The organism is Methylobacterium sp. 37f, from assembly GCF_023093475.1.
Lineage (GTDB): Bacteria > Pseudomonadota > Alphaproteobacteria > Rhizobiales > Beijerinckiaceae > Methylobacterium.
Window position 1 is genome coordinate 14,532 of the sequence record NZ_JAGHKN010000020.1, and the last position, 23,349, is coordinate 37,880.

Below are 23,349 nucleotides of genomic sequence, written 5' to 3' on the forward strand. Positions count from 1 at the left end.
CCCGCGCCGATCTTGCGAGAGGTAGCATCGTGGTCATTCAGAAGAACTGGCAAGAGCTCATCAAGCCGAACAAGCTTCAGGTCTCGACCGGACACGACCCCAAGCGGGTCGCCACCGTCGTTGCCGAGCCCCTGGAGCGGGGCTTCGGCACGACGCTCGGAAATTCGCTGCGCCGGGTGCTGCTCTCTTCGCTCCAGGGTGCGGCCGTGACCTCCGTGCAGATCGACGGCGTGCTGCATGAATTCTCGTCGATCCCGGGCGTGCGTGAGGACGTCACCGACATCGTTCTCAACATCAAGACCATCGCCATTCGCTCCCAGACCGAGGCGCCCAAGCGCCTGACCCTGCGGAAGACGGGTCCCGGCATCGTCACCGCCGGTGATATCGGTACGGTGGGTGACGTCCAGATCCTCAACCCGGACCTGGTGATCTGCACCCTCGACGATGGCGCCGAGATCCGCATGGAGTTCACGGTCGCGACCGGCAAAGGCTACGTGCCTGCCGAGCGCAACCGTCCCGAAGATGCGCCCATCGGCCTGATCCCGGTGGATGCGCTGTTTTCTCCTGTCACCAAGGTGTCCTACCGCATCGAGACCACCCGCGAGGGCCAGGATCTCGACAAGGACAAGCTGACGATGACGATCGAGACCAATGGCGCCGTGTCGCCGGAGGATGCGCTGGCCTACGCCGCACGCATCATCCAGGACCAACTCCAGGTGTTCGTGAACTTCGAGGAGCCCCGCAAGGAAGAGGCTCAGCCGCTCGCGCCGCAGCTTCCCTTCAATCCGGCCCTGCTCAAGAAGGTCGATGAACTCGAACTTTCGGTGCGTTCGGCGAACTGCTTGAAGAACGACAACATCGTCTACATCGGCGATCTGATCCAGAAGTCGGAGGGCGAAATGCTGCGCACCCCGAACTTCGGACGCAAGTCTCTGAACGAGATCAAGGAAGTGCTCGCCGCGATGGGCCTGCACCTCGGCATGGATATCCCCGGCTGGCCGCCGGAGAACATTGAAGACCTCGCCAAGCGCTTCGAAGAGCACTACTAGGCAACACCGCACGTCAGTCCGGGCGCTGCGCCGCAGAGCCCGGACAACCAGAACGCCGATGGTTTCGACCGTTCGGTGTTGTGGCATCCGCCTCCCGGGATCGCCTTGGGAAGCCCGGAATGTTGGAGGCCTGACGCAAGCCCGGTTCGGTCAGCGTCAGGGCGAAGGAATCCCGCCGCAGGGTTACGCGGAATCAACAGCCCCGAAGATCCATTCCGAGGGGCGCTTGGCCGTACCGTGGCACGGCGGCCATCAACCAAGGATCAGCCATCATGCGTCATGGATTTCGCGGTCGTCGCTTCAACCGCACCACCGAACACCGCAAGGCGATGTTCGCCAACATGTCGGCCGCGCTGATCAAGCACGAGCAGATTGTCACCACCCTGCCGAAGGCCAAGGACCTGCGTCCGGTCATCGAGAAGCTGATCACCCTCGGCAAGACCGACACGCTGCATGCCCGTCGTCTCGCCATGTCGCAAATCCGCGATCACGACATGGTCCGCAAGCTCTTCGCCGTCATCGGCCCGCGCTACAACGCGCGTCCGGGCGGCTACTGCCGCATCATGAAGGCCGGCTTCCGCTACGGCGACAATGCCCCGCTCGCGGTGATCGAATTCGTCGACCGTGACGTCGACGCCCGCGGCAAGGATTCCGGCCCGGTTCTGGACGACGCCGCGTAAATCACGCGTCCGCGTCGTTGGATAGGAAAAGGCGGCCCTCGGGCCGCCTTTTTTCGTTGCCGCTTGCGGCCGCCACGGCCACGTCATCCATCTCAGATGGTTTGCCGCGGAAAGCGAGTTTCTGATTCGCTCAGGCCGCCCTGTCGAGGAGGCGCGAGACCTCTGCGGCGAGTTCGGCGGATTCGAAGGGCTTGCGCAGGACAGGCAGATCCGGAGGAATCGGGATCGCCTCGGCATGGCCGGTGACGATGAGCACCGGCACATCGGACCAGCGCGTCCGCACGATCTCGGCGAGCTCGACGCCCGTCATGCCCGGCATCGCGAGATCCGCCACCACGAGATCGAAGGCGTCCTGCTCCATCAGGGAGACGGCCGTCGATCCATCGGAGGCTTCGCGTTCGGTATAGCCGAAGCTCGACAGGAATGAGGCGGTGACATGCCGGACCTCCGGGTCGTCATCCACCACGAGGATACGGGCACCGCGGACCGCTGGAGTTGTCGGGCCGGGCGCCAGGACCTCAGCCGGTCCCGCAGCTTCGACGCGCGGCAGGGTGATCTGGACCCGGGTTCCGGCACCGAGCTCGCTCTCGATGCGCAGACGACCGTGGGATTGCTGCGCAAGACCGAAAACCATCGCAAGCCCGAGGCCCGTGCCTTGGCCAACCGCTTTGGTGGTGAAGAACGGCTCGCACACCCGCGCGAGGATTTCGGGCGCGATGCCGCTGCCAGAATCGGCGATCTCGACCATCATGTAATCCCCGGGGTCCAGGTCCGGATCGTCAGCTACCGGGAGGTTGCGGGTGCCGATTGCAATCTGGCCGCCCTCCGGCATCGCATCGCGGGCGTTGATGCAGAGGTTGAGGATTGCGAGCTCGAGCTGATCGGGATCGACACAGGCCGCCGGCGCTTCGGGAGCGAGCGTGGTTTGGATGGTGACGAGGCCGCCGAGACTGCCGGCAAGGAGATCGTTCATTCCCTCGATCAGGCTGTTCACGTCGACGGCGCGGGGACGCAAGTCACGCGATCGGCTGAAGCTGAGCAGGCGTTTGGTGAGGGAAGCGCCTCGCTGGGCCGCCTGCATCGCGTTCCCGACGAGGCGCTGCACCCGCGGCTGATCCGCAACCTTGGGCGCCACCAGCTCGAGGCTCCCCAGGATCGCCATCAGAAGGTTGTTGAAATCATGCGCGATACCGCCGGCCAGGGTCCCCAAGGCCTGCATCTTGTCGGACTGGCGCAGGCGTGCCTCCAGGGACTTTTGCGCGGTGACGTCCCGCTCGATCGTCGCCAGATGTGTGATCCCCCCAGCCGCGTCACGGATCGGCACGCGGGTGACGTGGCGCCAGCGCTCAGCTCCCACCGCCCCTTCGGATACCAAGCTGTCGCTCGGCGCCCCAGTGGTGATCGCGGCTGCGTCCGCAGCCTGGATGATGCCATCCTGCCCGAGCACGTCGTCCTCGGTTCGCCCCATGCAGTCGGAGACATCGCTGCCCAGGCTCTCCGCCTTGTAGGCATTGAGACGGATGAAGCGGCCGGCGGAATCCTTGAAGGAAATGGCATCCTGAGCATTGTCGAGGAGGCCACGCAGCAGTGCGCGCTCGGTTGCGAGTTCCCGGGCGAGTTGGTGACGCTCGAAGGCCTGCCGCACCGTATTGCGCAGGAGGTTCGCGTCCCACGGCTTCGTGGCATAGCCGGTGATGCCACCCTGGTTCAGGGCCGCGACCACGGCGCTCATGTCGGCGTAGCCAGTGAGCAGGATCGCCTGGGCATCGTGGAACCGGCGTGCCTCCGCCAGCATGGCGTCGCCGGTCATGCCGGGCATGCGCTGATCCGAGAGGATGACGGCGATATCCGGATTGCCGGCCAGGATTTCGAGGGCCTCCGCCGGCTTCGCTGTCGTCAGCACGCGGAACGTGTCCTCGAACAGGTCTTCGAGGGCAACGAGGATGTCCGGTTCGTCGTCGACAGCGAGGATCGTGCCTTGGGACATGCTCAACCCGTCTGCCGTGGAATGCCGATCACGAAACAGGCTCCGCCTCCGGGAGCGGCCTCAACACTGAGCGTGCCGCTATGCGCCTGGACGACACTGTAGGCAATCGCGAGACCAAGGCCCGTCCCCGAACCGACGGGTTTCGTAGTGAAGAAGGGTTCGAATATCTTCTCACGCAGGGGTTCAGGGATGCCCGGTCCGGTGTCGCTGATGCGGATCAGATCGAGGTCGGGGCTGCTGCGGGTCTCGATGACGATGGTCCCGGTCTCCGGCATGGCATCGGCGGCATTCCCAAGAATGTTCATCACCACCTGGTTGAGCAGGGCCGGCGTGCAGTGGATCTCCGGCCGCCCTAAGAAATCACGCACCACAGCGATCCGGTCGCCAAGCTTGTGTTGGATCAAGGCGAGGACCGTTTCAATCGCCTCAGGGACATGGACGAGAGTCCGCTCGCCCTCGTCCAAGCGCGAGAACTTGCGCAGGTTGAGGACGAGATCCTGGATCCGGGTCAGGCCCATCCGCATGGCGCCGACGCGATCGCCGCATTTCTTCAGGCGACGGGGATTGTCGGCAGCATCGGGTGCCGTGGACACCTCACCCAGGATGCGCTCCACCGTACCCTGATGGGCGAGGATGAAGGCCAGCGGATTGTTGATTTCGTGGGCGATGCCCGCAACCAGCTCGCCGAGGGACGCCATCTTGGCCGCCTGGACCAGCTTGGCCTGGGCGTCGGTGAGCTTGCGGTTGGCCGTGGCAAGATCGGCATTGGCCTGCTCCAGGGCACCCGCGAGAGCCGCGCGCGCTTCCGCGGCCTCGGCTTCGGCGCGGGCACGTTCGAGGGCCCGCTCGCGCGCACCGAATTCCCCGGCAATCCGGCGATTGTCCTCCTCAAGCAGCTTGCGGCGGACGAGACTGCGGACCCGCAGAACGAGGATCTCGCCGTCGGACTTCGAGACGACGTCATCGGCCCCCGCCGCAAAGGCCTCGACCAGGAAGTCTTTCGCCGGGCTGGTGCCGGCGATGCCGACCACCTGGAAAGTCGGGCCTCCAGCTTCCCGGCGCGCAAGCTCGGCATTGCGATGCTCGCTGATCGCCCGGCACAGGGCGAGGCCGTCATAGCGGGTGGCGAGAAGGTCGATCGTCACACAGTCGAACGCCGCCCCCTCTGTGCTCAGCGCTTCCATGGCGGCGGCGTGATTGTCCGCGGTGGCGACCTCGTGGCCCTCATGGGCGAGGAGGCCGGCCAGGAAGGTCCGGTAGGTTGCGCTCCCGTCGACCACGAGGACGCGGCCCCGCCGAAACGCCGAGATGCCTGGACCGTCGCTGCCGCCCGTGCGCTCGCGCAGAAGCGCACGGATGCGGAGCACCAGAAGGTCGCGATCGGCGGATTTCGCTACGTAGGCATCGGCGCCGCTCTCCAGGCCCTGCCGCTCCCCGTCGCGGGCACCCGTGAGCATGAGGAGCGGCAGGGCGCGGGTGCGCAGGGAGAGGCGAAGCTGCCGGGCGAACTCGTCCCCGTTCATGCCGGGAAGGTGGTGGTCGGCCACCACCAGATCGGGCAGGCGGGTGTTCAGGTGATCGAGAGCGGCTTCGGCCGTGGCGCAGCGCTCGACCACGAACCCCTTCGATTCGAGCAGGAGCCGCAACTCCAACGCCTGGGTCTCGGAATCTTCAACGAGCAGGAGGCGCGCCGGATTGGTCTCGCTCACGGACCGCCCTCCGCAAGGCGGACGAGGTGAGCGGCGATCCGGTCCAGAGGCAAGACGCTCCCGGCCGCGGAGAGGCGGATCGCGGCCGCCGGCATACCGAACACGACCGCCGTGCTCTCGTCCTCGGCGACGGTCAGGCCACCGGCCCGGCGCATGTCGAGGAGCCCGGTCGCGCCATCCTCGCCCATCCCCGTCAGCAGGACTCCGATACCGCGCGTTCCCGCGTGCCGGGCGACGGAGCGAAACAGGACGGTAGCGGCCGGGCGCTGGCCGCCGACCGGTGCGGCATCGGTGATGCGCAGGTGACCACCCCCGCCGAGCTCGAGATGCCGGTCTCCCGGCGCAACGTAGACACGACCGGGCGCCACCCGTTCACCCTCCTGAGCCACGGACACGGTGAGCCCGACGACGCCGTTCAGCCAGGACGCGAAGCCCTCCATGAAGGCCGGGCCCATGTGTTGGACCACCAGGATCGGCAGAGGAAAACTTGCCGGCAGGGCACCGATGACCCGGGCCAGCGCTGGCGGACCGCCCGTGGACGCCGCGATGGCGAGCACACTGGCCGATTCAGGCACCTTGAGTGCGGCGGCGATCGGCACCGGGTTGACCGCCCGGCCGGCCCATTCCGATCCGATCGGCCGGCGCCGGATGACCGGAACGGCCGCCATGATGCGCAGCTGCGTACAAATCTCGCTGGCCGCCGCGTCATAACCCGCATGGGTGGTGGCTACGGGCTTCTGTACCACGGACAGCGCACCGGCCCTGAGGGCGTTCATCGAGATGCGGAGGGATGAATCCTCGATCGAGTCCGCGATCACCACGATGGGCGTCGGATGCTCGGCCATGATCCGCCGCGTGGTTTCCAGACCATCGATGCCGGGCAAACGGATATCCATCGAGACGACGTCCGGCCGAACCTGGCTGATCGTCGCGAGGGCTTCCTCGCCGGACGCCACCGCCGCCACCACTTCCAGGCGCGGATCCCGTCCGACGATGTGGATGAGGAGTTGCCGCACCACCAGGGAATCCTCGACCAGCATCACGCGCACCCGCGCCAATCGTCCCTCCTGAATCGCTCTGTCCCGTCCCTGTCCGCTCACAGCAATTGCCCGATGGTGTCGAGGAGCTTGCGCTGATCGAAGGTCTGCTTCGTCAGGTAGGCATCCGCGCCGAGGTCGAGGCCGCGTGCCACGTCTTCCGCATCGCCGCGCGAGGTCATCAGGATGATCGGCAGGCGCGCGAACGCCTCCTCGGCGCGCAGCGCCTTCAGGAGGCCGAAGCCGTCGAGGCGTGGCATTTCCACGTCGGCGACGACGAGGTCGACCAGCTCGATGCCCGCCCGCAGACGATCGAGCGCATCCTGACCGTCGACACAAACGACGACGCGGTATCCTGCGGCTTCCAAGATACCTTTCTCCAAGGTGCGCGTGGTGATGGAATCGTCCACGACGAGGATCGTCGAACGTGGTCCCTGTGCGATCGTTCCGTGTGGGCCTATCGGCTGCGGCGCCGCGGCGCGGCCTGCCTCACCCGCTCGTGCGACGAGGCCATCGGCATCGAGGACGAGGGCGGGCCTATCCCCGGCCAGGATCACGGTTCCGGAAATCAGGCGCGGATCGGTGCCGATGGGGGGCGCCGGCAACACCCGCAGCGACACGACATCCGAGAGCGCATCCACGGCAAGCACGCAGCGGCGCCCGCCGCCGCGGAGCAGAATCGCCGGACGTGTCGTCCCCGTCTCGTCGGACTGGGCCGCCAATCCAAGAAGGCTCCTCAGATCAAGGACCGGCAGACTGATGGCGCGTCCCTCGATCTCCACCTGTGTCACGGTGCGGCCCATGACAGAGATCAGGTCGAGTCGGTCCAGCCGGAGCAACCGCTCCGCCGATCCGCTTGGAATCGCGTAGGTGATACCGGCTGCTTCGACGAGAAGCATCGCCCGGCGCGCAGCCGAGAGCGGCAGCGTCATGGTCAGTTCAGTACCGAACGGCACGCGTGGCGCGAGCCGGACGGCACCGCCGAGCCGGCGCACCGCATCGGCCACTACCGAGAGGCCGATCCCGCGCCCGGACAGGGTATCGACGGCGGAGGCGGTGGAGAATCCGGGTTCGAACACCAGGGCGAGAAGCGCCTCCGGCGCGGGATCGGCGCCGCCATTCAGCAGCCCTCGGTGCCGGGCGGTCTCGGCGATGGCGGCAAAATCGGGTCCACGCCCATCGTCCTGCACGCGAACGACGAGTCGGCCGCCCTGAACCGCGACGTCGAGACCGATCGCCAGTGCGGCCGGCTTGCCGAGGCGTCGGCGCGTCTCGGGCGGTTCGGCGCCGTGGCTCAGGGCGTTGCGCAGGGCGTGTAGAACAGGGTCCTTGAGGACCTGAAGCATCGCTCGGTCGACGGGAAGGTCGAGGCCGTGGACCGTCACTTCGATCTCGCGCTCTTCGCCGCGCGCATGATCGCGCAGGGTCCGGGCAAAGCCTCCAAAAGCGGTCTCAGCCGGCACGAGCGCCAAACGCTCGGCTTCGCCCGCAACCCGGGCCATGGCGCCGTCGACGGAGGAAGCGAGGGCGCCGCGCACCCGCGCCAAATCGGCAGCATCGCGAGCGAGCGCGAGAAGACCGGTCTCGAGGGCGCGCGCCTCCGCGTCCGAGCCGGCCTGTCCGATCTGTGCCCCGCGCGCAGCCGCAGTTCGACGCCCCACGCTGTCGCGCTGCGTCTCGATCAGGCGGGCGAGATCGTTGGCACGGCGGCCCAGCCGCGCGAGGCCTTCGGCCAGCACGGCCTCGGCGCCAAGCGCACTGGCAAGTTCATGCGTCGCCCGGGTCAGGGCTTCAACCGCGTCTGCCGGGACCCGCAGGAGGGTCTGAACCCCCTCGGTCGGTGGCTCCGTCGCCGTGGGCTTGGCAGCGGCAACAGGAGGAGGGGATGGGGCCGGGGGTACTGGCGGCGCTGGTTCCGGCGCAAGCGCGGCCTTCGAGTCGAGCGCTCCGTCCAGCGCCGCGAGGGCATCGCCCGGCATGTCCGGGCCGGCTCCATCGGTAAGGCCGGCGACATAAGCCTCGATCCGATCGAGGGCGAGATGCACGGCGGAGGCGGCGGAGCGCGACAGGCCCCCGTCCTGTGCGACGACGCGCTCGAACAGGGTCTCCAACCGATGAGCGACGGCCTCCACTGCTGGCAGGTCAACGGCGCGTGACGCACCCTTCAGGCTGTGCGCCCGCCGGAAGATGTCGTTCCAATCGGGGGCGTGCGTGCTGGCCTCGCCACCCAGGGCGGCGCGAATCGCATCGACATGCTCGCGATGCTCGACCTCGAATGCCGCAAGAAGAAGCTGGCGAATATCCATCCGTCGCCTAGGGCCACCTCGGGGTCAGCGCGGCTCCCAAAACTTCGGAAGAGCCGACCACCCATTCGTGAGCGATGAGCTTCGCCGGCTTCTCACGACCGGTGAAGTGCGAAAAACGTCCCATCCCAGATCCATCCGCCCGGATCCATCCGAATGAGTGATCCGAGCCGCCCCCAGTACCGCACCGGGTCGAGTGACCCGGCAGCGACTTTCCCGACAGTGACTTGCCCAATAGAGACTTGCCCAACAACCGCTCGGTTCGTGCCGATGCCGTATCAGTGCCGGTAGCGCTCGGCGAGCGTCATCAGGGCTTGCGCGAGTTCGGTCAGGTTGGCCGAGGCTGCCTCGACCTCGCGGGTGCCTGCCGCAGTCTGCTGGCTCGCCTGACGGATGTTCTGCAGGGCGCCCATCACCTGCTCGATGCCGAGTTGCTGCTGGTTCGTCGACGCGACGATCTGCTGGAAGGTCTGGACGCTCTCCTCGACCCGGGCGGTGATCTCCTCGATGGTTCGCTGCGTCGTGTCGGAGCGGGCCTTACCGGTCGCGGCACGCTTGACCGCCTCCTCGGTGAGCATCACCGAGGTATTGATGCCACGCTGGATCTCGCCAAGGATGGTGCGGACCTGTCCGGTGGCCGCCTTGGCCTGATCGGCCAGGAGCTTCATCTCGGACGCGACGACGGCGAAGCTGCGTCCGCTCTCGCCGGCCGCCGCGGCTTCGATGGCGGCGTTCAGCGCCAGGAGGTGGGTGCGCTCCGAGATGTCGTTGACGGTGGTGATGATGTCGCCGATCGCCTGCGTCTTCTCCGAAAGGGCGACGATGTTGCCGGCGACCGCCTCGGCCTGCTCGCGAATCGAGTCCATCGCCCGTGCGGTGTCGGCCACAGCGCGCAGACCGGCCCGGGATGTCTGGGCCGTCGACTGCGCCGTGGCGATGACCTCGCCGGCACGCTTGCCGATCTGAGCCCCCGAATGGGTGATCTCGTCGACGGTGGCGGCGGTCTCCTGCACGGCGGCGAACTGCTCCTCGACACTGGCCGCCTGTTCCTGGGCGGAAGCGCGGATCTCGGCGGCCGCCGCATTCAGGTCGGAGGTGGCGGCCCGGTTGGTCCGCGCCAGATCGGCAAGGCCCGAGACCATGCGGTTGAGAGTTCGCCCGAGGCGTCCGATCTCGTCCTTGCCCCGCGCATCCAGGGTGCCCGACAGGTCGCCCTCGCCGACGCGCTCGGCAAAGGCCATCACCTCCTCGAGGGGTCGCACGACCGCCCGGCTTATGAGGATGGTGATGAGGACGCTGAGGAGAATGCAGGCGCCGAGGGTCGCCAGAATCAGGAAGCGGCTGTGATCGTACACGTCGGCGACCCGGTGTTGTCCCGCCGTGATGCCCTCATCAAGGGCAGAGCGCGTGCGCTCGACATCGGCGAGGAACACGTCCTGACTGCGATTCACCGCGTCGTTCCGGGACTCGACACCGTCGATATCCTTGGCGGCGACGGCAGCGAGCTGCGCCTCGCTGGCGGAACGCAGCTCGCGTAGATCGGCCGCGGCCTCGAGCGCGATGCCGTTCACCTTGCGCCAGGCCCGGCTGCGCTCCTCGGATGCTGAGCGGCTCTGATATCCATCGCTCGCGCGGATCAGGTCGGCAAGGATCGCATCGGCTTCCGTCGCCGCCCGGCGCCAGCTCCCGGAGACATCCTCTCGCTCCGGTCCGCCACGCGCGCGCATCAGCAGGGCGATGATCGCGTTGCGCCGCTGAAGACCCATGTCACGGGCCTTGTTCGCGAGTTCGTCGAGTTGACGCGCCACGGTGAGATCGCGGGTGACGATGCCGTCCGTGGTGTCGCGCACGACGGCGATCTGGCCGAGGGCGTAAAGGCCGAGCGCGATACTCACCACCGTGATGGCGACGAAGCCGAGGAGAATGCGTTTTCCGATCGAGATCGACACAGGTGGCTCCAGGCTTCGCTAAATCGACTGACATCCCGGCTGGCGGCGCCCGGGTCAGCCTCACAAGGGTCTCAGCCGAAGCGGCGCCTCAGCGAGACACGCAACGGGACGAATTCACGGCAGGAATTGGCGCAGCAGGCGCGGCAGGTCGACGACGACGAACCCGGACGTCGCGTCAGGTCCGGCGCCGGGGGCGGCATAGCCCGAAACCGCCTCGATGCTCAAACCCGCCTCGCAGAAGGTCAGGTCAGTCGAATCCTCCGCCACCTCCACAACGCCGAGCACCCGATCGACAGCCAGCGCGACGGGGCTTCCGGACCCGCGCATCAGGACCACGTGTCCGGCCTCACTTCCTCCATTCGCAGCACGCCCGAGCGCGCGCCCCAGGGCAATCAGACTGACGACCCGGCCGGAGATCGCGATGAGCCCGAGGATCGCGGGCGGAGCGTCCGGCAGTGGCGTCACGGTTCGGGCCGGCAGCACCTGAGCGACATGGGTCAGGGGGAGGGCGAAGCGTTCGTCTCCGCAGGCGCAGACGAGAAGGGCGCGCATCGCGCCCGCGGCCCCCGCCCTCGCGTGCCCGCGACGGGCGAGCAGGCGAGAGCGCTCCTCACGCAAGACCTGCAGGTTCAGAGAGGCGGTTTCGCCGCCACCAAACTCCGTCACGGCACCTTTCCTTTCGCGGCAGCGCGGGCGAGGGCTGCGCTACGCGCGAGCTCGTACGGACCGATCCCGTCGCCCTCTGCCACCCTGGCATCGGGCGCCAGGGCTTGGGCCAGACGGATGGCATTGTCGAGGGCCCGGACCGCTTCCGCGGACCGACCGAGGCCGAGCATCAGCAGGCCGAGTTGGTAGTGGGCCATGACGAAGTCCCGGTCGAGATAAAGTGCGCCGCGCCAAGCGCGCTCGGCTTCCACCTCGCGTCCGAGGCTGTGGGCGAGAAGGCCGTCGTAATAGTGCAGCACCGGATCGGCGGGTGAAGCAGGAATTGCCCGCCGCAGAGCCCGCCAGGCCTCGGCCGTGTCTCCGGAATCCGCAAGCACGCGGATCTGCGCAAGCACAGCCGCCGGCTCGCTGGAATGAGATCCTGGCTCGGGCCGTGGATCGGGCAAGGGATCGGACGAAGATTCGGCCAGAGATTCCCGGGCATCAGAGGACGTGGCCTCGGACCTGGACGACGCCCCGGTGGCCATCGCGGGGGGAAGCGGGTCTGCCGGCCGGAACGTTGCAGCCGCCGCAACCACCGGCTCCGGCCGCCAGGACGGGGCAGGGGCGATCGGAGCCCGTGCACCCCAAGGACGGTAAGCCACGGTTCCGGGCAGGTTGACGGGTTCGAGCAGGGCGGAGATGGCCGGATTCGGCTCGGCATGGCCGATGAGGAGCCAGCCCTCCGGGGTCAGGCGCCGACCGAGACCGCGCACGATCCCCAGGACCACCTCGGCCTCGAAATAGATCAGCACGTTGCGACAGAGGATCAGGTCGAAGTCGGCCAGGGGCTGAACCGCCCGGACGTCGATGAGGTCCATGAGGTTGCGCCGCTCGAAGCGCACCATCCGGCGAAATTCCGGCCGCAGGGCATAGGTGCCATCGCGGCCCGATCCCGCCACGGGCGGCCCCGGGACGAAATAGCGGAGGCGCTCCCCGGGGGGCAGGGTCCGAAGGGCCCAGCGACCATAGATCCCCGCCCGGGCGGTCTCGAGGGCCGCCGTGCTGATGTCGGTCCCGAGAATCGAGAGGCGCCAATCGGGGAGAGCGGGGCCGAGAAGCTCGTGCAGCAGAATGGCGATGGAGTAGGGCTCCGCCCCCGTGGAGCAGCCGGCACTCCAGACTCGCAAGGTGCGTTCGGTCGAACGAGCGGCGATCAGGGTGGGCAGGATCGTGGTGCGCAGGGCGGCGAACTGCTCGGCGTAGCGGAAGAAGAACGTTTCGCCGATGGTGATCTCGGCCTCCAACGCAGCCCATTCCGGGCCGCCCGCCAACCGGTCGTCGAGCCATGCGGCGTAAGCTGTCGAATCGGTGAGCCCGAGCACCCGGAAACGCTTGCGCAGGCGATCGAAGAGAAGATCGTCCTTGTCGGCGTAATAATGGTGGCCGGTGCGGGCGATAATCCGGGCCTTGAGAGCCGGGAAGCCCGGATCGACCTCCGGACCGGAGCGCGGCGGACGCGTCATGGGCGCTGCATTTCGCGTCGCTGTTTGCTCAGGCTGCGGACAACGCGGCGAGGCGCTCGGCCGCCGCATCGGCCAGCGCCGCCAAGCGCAGGCGCTCCTCCGACGTGAAGAGATGGGACAAGCCGAGCACGTGGATCAGGCCGTCGTCGTGCGCGATCTCGGATATGACGCAACCGTTGAGGGTCCGCTCCGGTGAGACCGCCCGGATCGCGGAGGCCTCGATCGAGATGAGGTCCTCGACCCTGTCGACCAGGAAGCCGGTGCTCCCCTGCGCATCGAGCACGATATGCCGGTAGGCACTTGTAGCCTCCGACTCGGTGCCGCCCGCGCGGAGGCCGAGAAGACGGGCGAGGTCGACGACTGGAATCGGATTGCCGCCGAGGTTGAGGAAGCCCTCCAGGGGACCGCCTCCGGCTGGCGGAGCATGTAGATTTGGCAGCGGCAGGACCTCGCTCACCGACGTCCGCGCCAGAGCGCAGGCGACACCCGCCACGTCGAGGAGGAGAAAGGCGGTGGTCTCGGGCAGGATTGGATTTCCTTGTTCGGTAGAGGACAGGGGTCGGGAGCGAACCTCTCGCAGCCTCCGGCCTTGATAGGACGGGGAGACGGGACCGGGCAAATCTGAATCTCCGGCCGAGCCCGCCGTCTTGCGATGTCCGGTATTCCCGGTCAGACCACGCCATCCACGGGCGTCACCGTTCGCAAAGCCTGTTTCGCAAGAACCGCCCTACCCAGACTCGCCTTGCCAGACCCGTCTCGCCAGGCCCGCCCCGCCAGATTCATCCTGCAAGGATCGCCCGCATGTCCCGTCCAATCCGATACGGTCTCGCTTTCCTGGCGATCGTCGCATTTGCCGCGCCTCTGCCGGCATCGGCCGAGATGCCGGGTGCCGACTGGCTGACCCCGGCGCAGACGAAGGAAGCTCTGAAAAGCGCGGGCTACAGCGAGATCACCAAGCTCGAAGCCGATGATGGTCACTGGGACGGCGAGGGCATCAAGAACGGGCGGCGGATGACCTTCGATGCCGATCCGAGAACCGGTGCGATCCTCGGCGAGGTTCCAGTCGAATAGGGTGGCCGGTTTTACCGTCGCAATACCCACATCGCGACGTCTGAACCTGCACGATTGTACGCCCTGCGCGTTGACCGGGGACCTCGCCTCCAGTATGACACCCCACACGATTTTCGATTCGCCGTCTTGGCGAACGAACAAGGCAGACGACAACGCGATGCGTGCCATCCTTATCGTAACGGAAGCGCCACCGACGGGGCGGACCTGACAGCAGGGTCCGCGATCCGAATGGTGGCGCATGCAGGGTCCCTCGGGACCCTTTTTTATTGCCGCGACGCGCTGGACGACACGAGCAGCACAGACAGGTTTCAAGGAGCAGGACGATGGGCGGCGAGGTCATGACCGGGGCCGAAATGGTCATCCGGGCGTTTCAGGATCAGGGTGTCGATACGCTGTTCGGGTATCCCGGCGGCGCGGTGCTGCCGATCTACGATGCACTGTTCCACCAGGAGACCCTGAAGCACATCCTCGTGCGCCACGAGCAGGGCGCCGTCCATGCGGCGGAGGGCTATGCCCGCTCCTCCGGCAAGGTCGGCTGCGTCCTCGTCACCTCGGGACCCGGCGCCACCAACATCATCACGGGCCTGACCGACGCGCTGCTCGATTCGATCCCGCTCGTCTGCATCACCGGTCAGGTTCCGACGCACCTGATCGGAACGGACGCCTTTCAGGAGTGCGACACGGTCGGCATCACGCGCCACTGCACGAAGCACAACTATCTGGTCAAATCGATCGACGACCTGCCGCGCATCCTGCACGAGGCCTTCTACGTCGCTGCCAACGGGCGGCCCGGCCCGGTCGTCATCGACCTGCCGAAGGACATCCAGTTCGCGTCCGGCGTCTACGAGCGCCCGACCCAGAACGGCCACAAGACCTACAAGCCGGCCTTCAAGGGCGACGCGGCCCAGATCCAGGCGGCTGTCGAACTGATGGCTTCCGCACGCCGGCCGATCCTCTACACGGGCGGCGGTGTCATCAATGCGGGGCCGCACGCCTCGGCGCTGCTGCGCAAGCTCGCCGCCGAGACTGGTTTTCCCGTTACCTCGACCCTGATGGGTCTCGGCGCGTTTCCGGCCTCGGACGACCAGTTCCTGGGCATGCTCGGCATGCACGGAACCTACGAGGCCAACCTGGCGATGCATGATTGCGACGTCATGGTCTGCATCGGCGCTCGCTTCGACGACCGGATCACCGGCCGGCTCGATGCCTTCGCGCCGTTCTCGAAGAAGATCCACGTCGATATCGATGCCTCCTCGATCAACAAGGTCGTCAAGGTCGATGTCGGGATCGTCGGCGATTGCGGCTCGGTGCTGGAAGACATGCTCGCCGCCTGGACCGCGCTGCCCCGACAGCCGGACAAGGCTCGCCTTGAGGGTTGGTGGACCAAGATCCGGACCTGGAAGGCGCGCGACTGCCTCGCCTACTGGCCATCGGGCACGATCATCAAGCCGCAATACGCCGTCCAGCGCCTCTACGAGGCCTGTAAGGATCGCGAGACCTACGTCACGACCGAAGTCGGTCAGCACCAGATGTGGGCGGCGCAGTACTTCAAGTTCGACGAGCCGAACCGCTGGATGACCTCCGGCGGCCTCGGCACCATGGGTTACGGCCTGCCAGCGGCCATCGGCACGCAGCTCGCCCACCCGAACGGCCTCGTCATCGACATTGCCGGCGAAGCCTCGATCCTGATGAACATGCAGGAACTGTCGACGGCGGTGCAGTATCGCCTGCCGGTCAAGATCTTCATCCTGAACAACGAGTACATGGGTATGGTGCGCCAGTGGCAGGAGCTGCTGCACGGCTCGCGCTACTCGCAGAGCTACTCCGAGAGCCTGCCCGACTTCGTCAAGCTGGCCGAGGCCTACGGCGCCAAGGGCATCCGCTGCGAGAAGCCGGGCGATCTCGACGCCGCGATCGCCGAGATGCTCGACTATGACGGTCCGGTCGTCTTCGACTGCATCGTCGACAAGAAGGAGAACTGCTTCCCGATGATCCCGTCGGGCAAGGCGCACAACGAGATGCTGCTGTCCGACTACCTCGGCGAGACTGGGGTCGAGATCGGCGACGTCATCTCCGAAGAGGGTAAGATGCTGGTCTGAGCCTCCAGGCGCAGCCGGGCCGGGCGGTGACACGCCCGGCCGACCCCTTCATTCTCCATCGGCCCCGCCGGGCCACCCACGACACGCCATCGCAGACGAAGATCCGGGGCACGCCCATGAACGCCATGAATACGCACTATCCCGATGCCGGCCGGGTCGAGCCGATCAACCGGCACACCCTGGCTGTCATCGTCGACAACGAGCCCGGCGTGCTCGCCCGGATCTCGGGTATGTTCTCGGGACGCGGCTACAACATCGAGAGCCTGACGGTGTCGGAGACCGAGGTGGCGCGCCATCTCTCCCGCATCACCATCGTCACCGCCGGAACCGACGCGGTGATCCAGCAGATCAAGGCGCAGCTCGACCGCCTCGTTCCCGTGCACCGGGTGGTTGACCTGACCCTCCAGGGCAAGGCCCTCGAGCGCGAACTGTGCCTCGTGAAGGTCGCGGGCACCGGCGAGCACCGCACCGAATCGCTGACCCTCGCGGCCGCCTTCGGCGCCAAGACCCTCGACGCGACCCTGAACTCCTTCGTGTTCGAGGTCACCGGTACCACCGAGGAGATCGATCGCTTCATCGGCCTGATGACGGTGATCGGCCTCGTGGAGATCTCCCGCACCGGGATCGCCGCAATGGGACGTGGCGCCGAGCCGATGTGACGGGAATTCGCAAACAGAGAGGGCGGATGGCGGTTCCGACATCATCAAGGACGACGATCCCCACTGGTCTCCTGGACCGCCAGCGATGGGACGCGCGTTCATTCCGATCCAGGTCCTAAATCTGAACCCTTAGATCTGAAAGCTTGGATCTGAACGCGCGGAAGGCGTCCGAAGCGATCCTGGTTGATCAGGTTCGCTTCATCGATCTCCGGACCGGAACAGACCGACGCCTCGGCAGAGTTCCGGGAAACATCCTTGCAGAAGCCTGATCGAAACTGGCTACCCTCATCGGCGTACCGGTGATCGACCTGGCGGAGGAAGACGAAGCCACATGACCACCCTCTACTACGCCCCCGGCGCCTGCTCGCTTGCCTCCCATATCGCGCTGGAAGAAACCGGCGCGCCCTACGAGACCGTGCGGCTCGACCTCGCCAAGGGCGATCAGCGGGCCCCACACTACCTCGCCGTTAACGAGCGCGGCCGCGTGCCGGCGCTGGTGGAGGCCGACTGGGTGCTCACCGAGAACACCGCGATCCTTCGCCACATCGCGCGCCTTCACCCGCAGGCCGGCCTATGGCCCGAGACGCCGCGTGACCAGGCCCGGGTCGACGAATGGCTCGGCTGGCTCTCCACCGGCCACCACATCGCCTACGCGCATATCCGCCGGGCGGAGCGCTACAGTGGAGACGAGGCAGCCTATCCGGGCATCCAGGCCAAGGGTGCGGAGACCTGCGGCGACCTCTTCACGATGACCGAGGTCAAGCTCTCTAACGGCGGCTGGGCCATCGGCGAGACCTACAGTGTCGCCGATCCCTACCTCCTGCTGTTCTGGACCTGGGGCCGCGGCCCGGCCCTCGGCTTCGACATGGCGGCGCGCTTCCCCGCCTGGACGGCGCATGCCCGCGCCATGGCTGCGCGTCCCGCCGTGCAGGCGGTCTTCGCCCGCGAGGGATTGAAACTGCCGGCCTGAGTACCGGAAGGCGAAGCAAAGCGCGGGGCATGCGACAATTCCCCTTCCGTCAAGGGGATCGCCTCGCTAAAAGCTCCGCGGATCGCACGGCCGCGCGGATGTCGTTTCAGATGAGGGCGCCGGAGCGCACTCATGCTCAATCGAGAGAAAAGAGAAGGTACCGCCATGCGGGTCTATTACGATCGTGACGCCGACCTGAACCTGATCAAGGGCAAGAAGGTCGTCATCGTCGGCTACGGCAGCCAGGGCCATGCCCACGCCCTCAACCTGCGCGATTCGGGCGTCAAGGGCATTGTCATCGCCCTGCGCGAGGGCTCCGCCACCGCCAAGAAGGCGGAGCATGAGGGCTTCACGGTGATGAACGTCGCCGACGCCGCCAAGCAGGCCGACGTCGTCATGATGCTGACCCCGGACGAGCTGCAGGGCGACATCTACAAGGAGTCGCTCGAGCCGAACATGAAGCAGGGCGCCGCCCTTCTGTTCGCCCACGGCCTCAACGTCCACTTCAACCTGATCGAGCCCCGCAAGGACCTCGACGTGCTGATGGTCGCGCCGAAGGGCCCCGGCCACACCGTGCGCGGCGAGTACCTCAAGGGCGGCGGCGTGCCGACCCTGATCGCCATCGCGCAGGACGCTTCCGGCAACGCGCACGATCTCGGCCTGTCCTACGCTTCGGCCAATGGCGGCGGCCGCGCCGGCATCATCGAGACCACCTTCAAGGAAGAGTGCGAAACCGATCTGTTCGGCGAGCAGGCCGTGCTGTGCGGCGGCCTCGTCGAGTTGATCAAGGCCGGCTTCGAGACCCTCGTCGAGGGCGGCTACGCCCCCGAGATGGCCTATTTCGAGTGCCTGCACGAGGTGAAGCTCATCGTCGACCTCATCTACGAGGGCGGCATCGCCAACATGAACTACTCGATCTCGAACACCGCCGAGTACGGCGAGTACGTCACCGGCCCGCGCATCGTGACGCCGGAGACCAAAGCCGAGATGAAGCGCGTCCTCAACGATATCCAGTCGGGTAAGTTCACCCGTGACTGGATGCTCGAGAACAAGGTTGGCCAGACCTCGTTCAAAGCCACCCGCGCCAAGCTCGCCGCTCACCCAATCGAGGAGGTCGGCGCCAAGCTGCGCGGCATGATGCCGTGGATCTCCGAGAAGGCCCTGGTCGACAAAGCCAAGAATTAATTCGGGATTGGGAGGCCGGCTTCGCTCGGCCTCCGGTTGCGGATGAAGCCGGCGTCGCGCAAGCGGCGTCGGCTTTTTCATGCGTCGATCATCGGACACGCAGCCGTCACTGAGACGTGATCAAGACGTCCCGCCTGTTGTGCTCAAACAGCTTTCCCGCGATCATGCTCCGCAACGGCCGCCCATCTTGAGAGTAGCCGAAACGCGGAGGACACCCATGGCATCGCTATACTACGACGAGCATCGCGCGCTGCAGGAGGAGTACAAGACCCTCAAGCTCGCCGAGCGCCTGGATACCGGCTGGGTGCATGACGCGATCGGCAAGGATGAAGCCGCCTTCATCGGCAGCCGAGACATGTTCTTTCTCTCCACCGTCGATCCCGACGGCATGCCCACCGTCTCCTACAAGGGCGGCAGCCCCGGCTTCGTGAAGGTGCTCGACGACAACACCCTCGTCTTCCCGGGCTTCGACGGCAACGGCATGTGGTACTCGATGGGCAACATCGAGGGGCAGTCCAAGGTCGGCCTGCTGTTCATCGATTTCGAGACCCCGCACAGGGTCCGCGTCCAGGGCCATGCCCGGATGCTTCGCGACGATCCTCTGATGGCCGAGTACACCGAGGCCAAGTACCTCGTCCGCGTCGAGGTCACGAAGGCCTGGGTCAACTGCCCACGCTACATCCACAAGTACCAGAAGGTGGCGCAGAACAAGTACGTACCGACCCCGGACAAGGAGACGCCTCTCGCCCTGTGGAAGCGGCTCGACATGGTTGCCGACGTCATTCCCGAAGCGGACAAGGCCCGTGTCGAGAAGGAAGGACGTCTCGAACTTCCGGAATACGAGGCCCGGGTCGCCCGCGGCGAGAGCTGACATCACGCCCCGCCCTCTCCCTGCATGGGAGAGGGCGGAACGCCTCACACCATCCGTAGGCGCGGTCCCCGGCGGACGAACCCGACGATGTCCTTGACCGCATCGAGGGTTGGGGCCGCGATGGCCTCGGCGCGTTCGGCGCCATCGGCCAGCACGGCATCGATCTCGGCCGGATCTGAGACCAGGCGCTTCATTTCGGCGCCCAGGGGCGCCAGAGTTTCGACGGCGAGTTCGACCAACGCACCCTTGAAGGCCGAAAACTGCGCGCCGCCGTAATCGCGCAGCACGTCCTCGCGCGAGATATCCTTCAGGGCGGCGAAAATGCCCACCAGGTTGTCGGCCTCTGGCCGGCCGCTGAGGCCCTCAACCTCGGAGGGGAGGGCATCCGGATCAGTCTTGGCCTTGCGCACCTTGGCCGCGATGGCGTCCGCATCGTCCGTGAGATTAAGGCGCGAATTGTCGGAGGCATCCGACTTCGACATCTTCTTGGTGCCGTCGCGCAAGCTCATGACACGGGCGGCCGGCCCACCGATCAGCGGTTCGGTGACGGGGAAGAAGCCAGCGCCCTCGTCGTGCCCATGCGCGGCGATCGATTCCGAAAAATCGTTGTTGAACTTCTGCGCGATGTCCCGCGTCAATTCGAGGTGCTGCTTCTGGTCCTCGCCCACTGGGACGTGGGTCGCCCGATAGGCCAGGATGTCGGCTGCCATCAGGACGGGATAGGCGTAGAGCCCGATCGAGGCGTTCTCCCGGTCCTTGCCGGCCTTGTCCTTGAATTGGGTCATGCGGTTGAGCCAGCCCAGGCGCGCGACGCAGTTGAAGATCCAGGCGAGCTCGGCGTGCTGGGGCACTTGGCTCTGATTGAAGACGATCGAGCGCTTCGGATCGATGCCCGCGGCGAGGAAAGCGGCGGTGACCTCGCGGATCTGCCCCTTGAGCGCGGCCGGGTCCTGCCACAGGGTGATCGCGTGCATGTCGACGACGCAGTACAGGCACTGCGCGTCGCGCGCCTGCATCTCGACGAAGCGCTTGATGGCGCCGAGATAGTTACCGAGATGCAGGTTCCCGGTCGGCTGTACGCCCGAGAACACCAGTTCCTTGAACGCGCTCATCGCGGCGTGGTCCTCGTAGGGATAGGGGTGAGGCAGCCGCCGGCGAACAATCCCGCAGCCAAGCGCCGGTTTCTGGACGCCGCGCCGGGACCGGTCAAGGCTCCAGGCCCGCGAAGGCACCCGCGTTCAGGGCTCGCGGATAGCGCCTCCGGCACCCATTCGGGCCTGCCCCTCGGGGCAGAGGTCGAGGAGCACGCAGCGCCCGCAGGCCGGATTGCGATGGTGGCAGATCTGCTGGCCATGCAGCATCAGCACTTCATGATTGTCGTAGAGGGCCTGCGCGCTCCAGTCAGCGGGCAATTGCGCCCGCAGAATCGGATGCGACGGTCCGACGTCGACGCGCGAACCGATGAGTCCGGTGCGCTGCGCGACCCGGTGATGGTGGCTATCCACTGGCAGGGCCGGCATCCGCAGGACGCTGAAGGAGAGCACGGCCGCGCTGGTCTTCGGCCCGACACCCGGAATCGTCTCCAGCCAGTCCCGGGCTTCGTCCACCGCCATATCCCTGAGGAAGTCAAGGCTGAGACGGCCGTGGCGCGCCTTCACGGCGGACAGGATCGCCTGGAGCCGCGGCGCCTTCAGTTCCGGCCAGGTCACACCCGCGATCGTCGCCTTGATTTCGGCGACAGGAGCCGCCAGCATCATGTCCCAATCGGGATAGCGGGATCGCAGGGCTTTGAAGGCACGTCCCGAATCCGCGTTGCGCGTCCGGTGCGAGAGGAGCGACGAGACGAGTTCGCTCAAGGGATCGAGCGCGTGGAAGTACGGGATCGGACAGCCATAGACCGGACAGAGGCGCGCATGGATCGCCAGGGCCTTGTCGGTCAGGGCCGGATCGACCTCCGTCTTGGGCGGTTTCGAGGAACGGGTCCGGCGAGGGCGGGGGCCGGCGAGGTCATGCCCGGATGGGGTCGGCATGCGGAGGGAATCCCTGCCGAGTCTTCGCGGTTCCCAGGCGATCGTCAGCTGCCGGCAGACCATTCGGAATGACGGATCACCACAAGCGTCACACGCTTGCGGGGTCGGGCGGCTTGCCTGACGCGGTGCGGTGTGGAACCTTGTCCGGGTCAGCAATGACGATACGGGAGAGCCCAGGCCGCAAGTTTCGCTGAGCGAATCGTCCGGACCATGGCGCCGACGGAGCAACCACCCCCGGAAACTCTCAGGCACAATCACCGTATCGTTGGACAATCTGGAGAGAGGCGCCTGACGGCGTCCACCGAAGGAGAAATCCTGGGCCGCACTCGCAGCCCGGGAGAAACTCTCAGGTAACCGCGACAGATGGGGGCAGCCGGAAACGCTCAACCGAGCATCCGGAAGCTTTGTGTCGTGGAGTCATCCGATGTCCCCTGATGTTGCCTGCACACCTCTGCACGGGCTGCACTTGCGCCATGGCGGCCGGATGGTGCCATTCGCGGGTTATGCCATGCCGGTGCAGTACCCGGCCGGCCTGATGAAGGAACACCTGCACACACGGTCTCATGCGGGCCTGTTCGACGTGTCGCATATGGGTCAGATTCGACTTACGCCGCATTCCGGCGACGTCGAGGACGCGGCGCGCGCATTGGAAACTCTGCTGCCCATCGACGTGCTCGGCTTGAGGCCAGGTCGCCAGCGTTACGGACTCCTCCTCGACGCATCCGGCGGCATTCGCGACGACCTCATGGTCGCGCATTGCGGCGACAGCCTCTTCCTCGTGGTGAATGCGGCCAACAAGGTTGCCGACGAGGCGTATCTGCGGGCCCACCTGTCCCATGCCTGCAAGGTGACGGTCCTCGCCCGCGCCCTCGTCGCCCTCCAGGGGCCAGGCGCCGAAGCGGCCCTGTCCCGCCTCGTGCCGGAGGTGACGGAGATGCGCTTCATGGACGTGCGGATGCTCGGCCTTCTCGGCACGTCCGCCATCGTCAGCCGCTCCGGCTATACCGGCGAGGACGGCTTCGAGATCTCGGTTCCGGAGGACCGAGCCGAGGCCCTGGCCGAGGCACTGCTGGCCGATCCGACCGTGCTGCCGATCGGGCTCGGGGCCCGCGACTCGCTCCGCCTCGAGGCGGGTTTGTGCCTGCACGGCAACGACATCGACGCGGGAATCGACCCCGTAGAAGCCGGGCTGTCTTGGGCGATTTCCGCCGTGCGACGGCGTGGCGGCGCTCGGAGCGGCGGCTTCCCCGGCGCAGCGCGCATCCTCGACGCTCTGGAGAACGGGGCGCCCCGCAAGCGCGTCGGCCTTCGCCCCGAGGGACCGATGCCCGTTCGGGCCGGCGCACCGCTTTTCGGCGACGAGACTGGCGAGGCGATCGGCCACGTCACCTCCGGTGGATTCGGACCGAGCCTGCAGGCGCCCATCGCCATGGGCTACCTGCCGGCAGCGCTCAGCACCCCCGGCACCCGCATCTTCGCGGAGGTGCGCGGCAAGCGCCTCGCCGTCGTGGTCTCGGCACTGCCCTTCGTTCCGGCGGGCTTCAAGCGCGCCTGACCCCCCTTTCACGTCGACCCCCAA

The 23,349-nt window shown here is 66.8% G+C and carries 19 protein-coding genes and 1 riboswitch; of the genes, 9 read left to right on the top strand and 10 right to left on the bottom strand.

Translation table 11 applies throughout. The features are described from left to right. Positions 1–29 precede the first annotated feature (29 nt). Entirely contained in the window at positions 30–1,049 is a 1,020-nt protein-coding gene (locus J7U37_RS14690; protein ID WP_056183544.1) for a DNA-directed RNA polymerase subunit alpha, read from the top strand. Positions 1,050–1,321: 272 nt separating this feature from the next. Continuing rightward, complete coding sequence (rplQ, locus tag J7U37_RS14695) at positions 1,322–1,729, top strand: 50S ribosomal protein L17 (protein WP_247636196.1); 408 nt, start codon at positions 1,322–1,324, stop codon at positions 1,727–1,729. Between the two features lie 130 nt (positions 1,730–1,859). On the opposite strand, the gene J7U37_RS14700 is transcribed toward rplQ, so the two are convergent. The 8 genes from J7U37_RS14700 to J7U37_RS14735 form a co-directional block, all read right to left on the bottom strand. Further along, positions 1,860–3,716: a response regulator gene (locus tag J7U37_RS14700; RefSeq protein ID WP_247636197.1), complete on the bottom strand. Its 1,857-nt coding sequence runs from the start codon at positions 3,714–3,716 to the stop codon at positions 1,860–1,862. Between the two features lie 2 nt (positions 3,717–3,718). Then, a complete protein-coding gene (locus tag J7U37_RS14705; protein WP_247636198.1) occupies positions 3,719–5,425 on the bottom strand; it encodes a response regulator in 1,707 nt (568 codons plus the stop codon). Then, positions 5,422–6,465: a chemotaxis-specific protein-glutamate methyltransferase CheB gene (cheB, locus tag J7U37_RS14710; RefSeq protein WP_247636232.1), complete on the bottom strand. Its 1,044-nt coding sequence runs from the start codon at positions 6,463–6,465 to the stop codon at positions 5,422–5,424. The genes J7U37_RS14705 and cheB overlap by 4 nt, the downstream gene beginning before the upstream one ends. 56 nt (positions 6,466–6,521) lie before the next feature. Further along, a complete protein-coding gene (locus J7U37_RS14715; RefSeq protein WP_247636199.1) occupies positions 6,522–8,768 on the bottom strand; it encodes a response regulator in 2,247 nt (748 codons plus the stop codon). 275 nt (positions 8,769–9,043) lie between these two features. Beyond that, on the bottom strand, positions 9,044–10,714 hold the full coding sequence (locus tag J7U37_RS14720; RefSeq protein ID WP_056183555.1) for a methyl-accepting chemotaxis protein: 1,671 nt from the start codon (positions 10,712–10,714) through the stop codon (positions 9,044–9,046). Between the two features lie 114 nt (positions 10,715–10,828). After that, the gene (locus tag J7U37_RS14725; RefSeq protein WP_247636200.1) at positions 10,829–11,380 is read right to left on the bottom strand and encodes a chemotaxis protein CheW; all 552 of its coding nucleotides are present in this window, start codon (positions 11,378–11,380) and stop codon (positions 10,829–10,831) included. After that, positions 11,377–12,885, bottom strand: a complete 1,509-nt coding sequence (locus J7U37_RS14730; RefSeq protein WP_247636201.1) for a CheR family methyltransferase — start codon at positions 12,883–12,885, stop codon at positions 11,377–11,379. Before J7U37_RS14730 ends, J7U37_RS14725 begins: the two co-directional genes overlap by 4 nt. Positions 12,886–12,913: 28 nt before the next feature. After that, positions 12,914–13,441 (bottom strand): chemotaxis protein CheW, encoded by a 528-nt coding sequence (locus J7U37_RS14735; RefSeq protein ID WP_348772997.1) that lies wholly within the window; start codon positions 13,439–13,441, stop codon positions 12,914–12,916. 245 nt (positions 13,442–13,686) lie between these two features. On the opposite strand from J7U37_RS14735, the gene J7U37_RS14740 reads away from it, so the two are divergent. The 6 genes from J7U37_RS14740 to J7U37_RS14765 all read left to right on the top strand — a co-directional run bounded on the left by J7U37_RS14740 (position 13,687) and on the right by J7U37_RS14765 (position 19,740). Further along, on the top strand, positions 13,687–13,956 hold the full coding sequence (locus J7U37_RS14740; RefSeq protein WP_056183560.1) for a PepSY domain-containing protein: 270 nt from the start codon (positions 13,687–13,689) through the stop codon (positions 13,954–13,956). Between the two features lie 323 nt (positions 13,957–14,279). After that, complete coding sequence (locus J7U37_RS14745; protein WP_247636203.1) at positions 14,280–16,055, top strand: acetolactate synthase 3 large subunit; 1,776 nt, start codon at positions 14,280–14,282, stop codon at positions 16,053–16,055. Positions 16,056–16,171: 116 nt separating this feature from the next. Next, the gene (gene ilvN, locus J7U37_RS14750) at positions 16,172–16,714 is read left to right on the top strand and encodes an acetolactate synthase small subunit (RefSeq protein ID WP_056183565.1); all 543 of its coding nucleotides are present in this window, start codon (positions 16,172–16,174) and stop codon (positions 16,712–16,714) included. A 331-nt stretch (positions 16,715–17,045) separates the two neighbouring features. Next, positions 17,046–17,684 (top strand): glutathione S-transferase, encoded by a 639-nt coding sequence (locus J7U37_RS14755; protein WP_247636204.1) that lies wholly within the window; start codon positions 17,046–17,048, stop codon positions 17,682–17,684. Between the two features lie 165 nt (positions 17,685–17,849). After that, positions 17,850–18,869: a ketol-acid reductoisomerase gene (gene ilvC, locus J7U37_RS14760; protein WP_056183570.1), complete on the top strand. Its 1,020-nt coding sequence runs from the start codon at positions 17,850–17,852 to the stop codon at positions 18,867–18,869. 217 nt (positions 18,870–19,086) lie between these two features. Further along, on the top strand, positions 19,087–19,740 hold the full coding sequence (locus J7U37_RS14765) for a pyridoxamine 5'-phosphate oxidase family protein (RefSeq protein WP_247636205.1): 654 nt from the start codon (positions 19,087–19,089) through the stop codon (positions 19,738–19,740). A 44-nt stretch (positions 19,741–19,784) separates the two neighbouring features. Here the strand turns inward: J7U37_RS14765 and trpS are convergent, their stop codons facing one another. Next, positions 19,785–20,852, bottom strand: a complete 1,068-nt coding sequence (gene trpS, locus J7U37_RS14770) for a tryptophan--tRNA ligase (protein WP_056481121.1) — start codon at positions 20,850–20,852, stop codon at positions 19,785–19,787. A 126-nt stretch (positions 20,853–20,978) separates the two neighbouring features. After that, a complete protein-coding gene (locus J7U37_RS14775; protein WP_247636206.1) occupies positions 20,979–21,770 on the bottom strand; it encodes a Fe-S cluster assembly protein HesB in 792 nt (263 codons plus the stop codon). A 264-nt stretch (positions 21,771–22,034) separates the two neighbouring features. Beyond that, a riboswitch (glycine riboswitch) is annotated at positions 22,035–22,143 on the top strand. 51 nt (positions 22,144–22,194) lie between these two features. On the opposite strand from J7U37_RS14775, the gene gcvT reads away from it, so the two are divergent. Next, the gene (gcvT, locus tag J7U37_RS14780) at positions 22,195–23,325 is read left to right on the top strand and encodes a glycine cleavage system aminomethyltransferase GcvT (protein ID WP_247636207.1); all 1,131 of its coding nucleotides are present in this window, start codon (positions 22,195–22,197) and stop codon (positions 23,323–23,325) included. Positions 23,326–23,349: the final 24 nt, after the last annotated feature.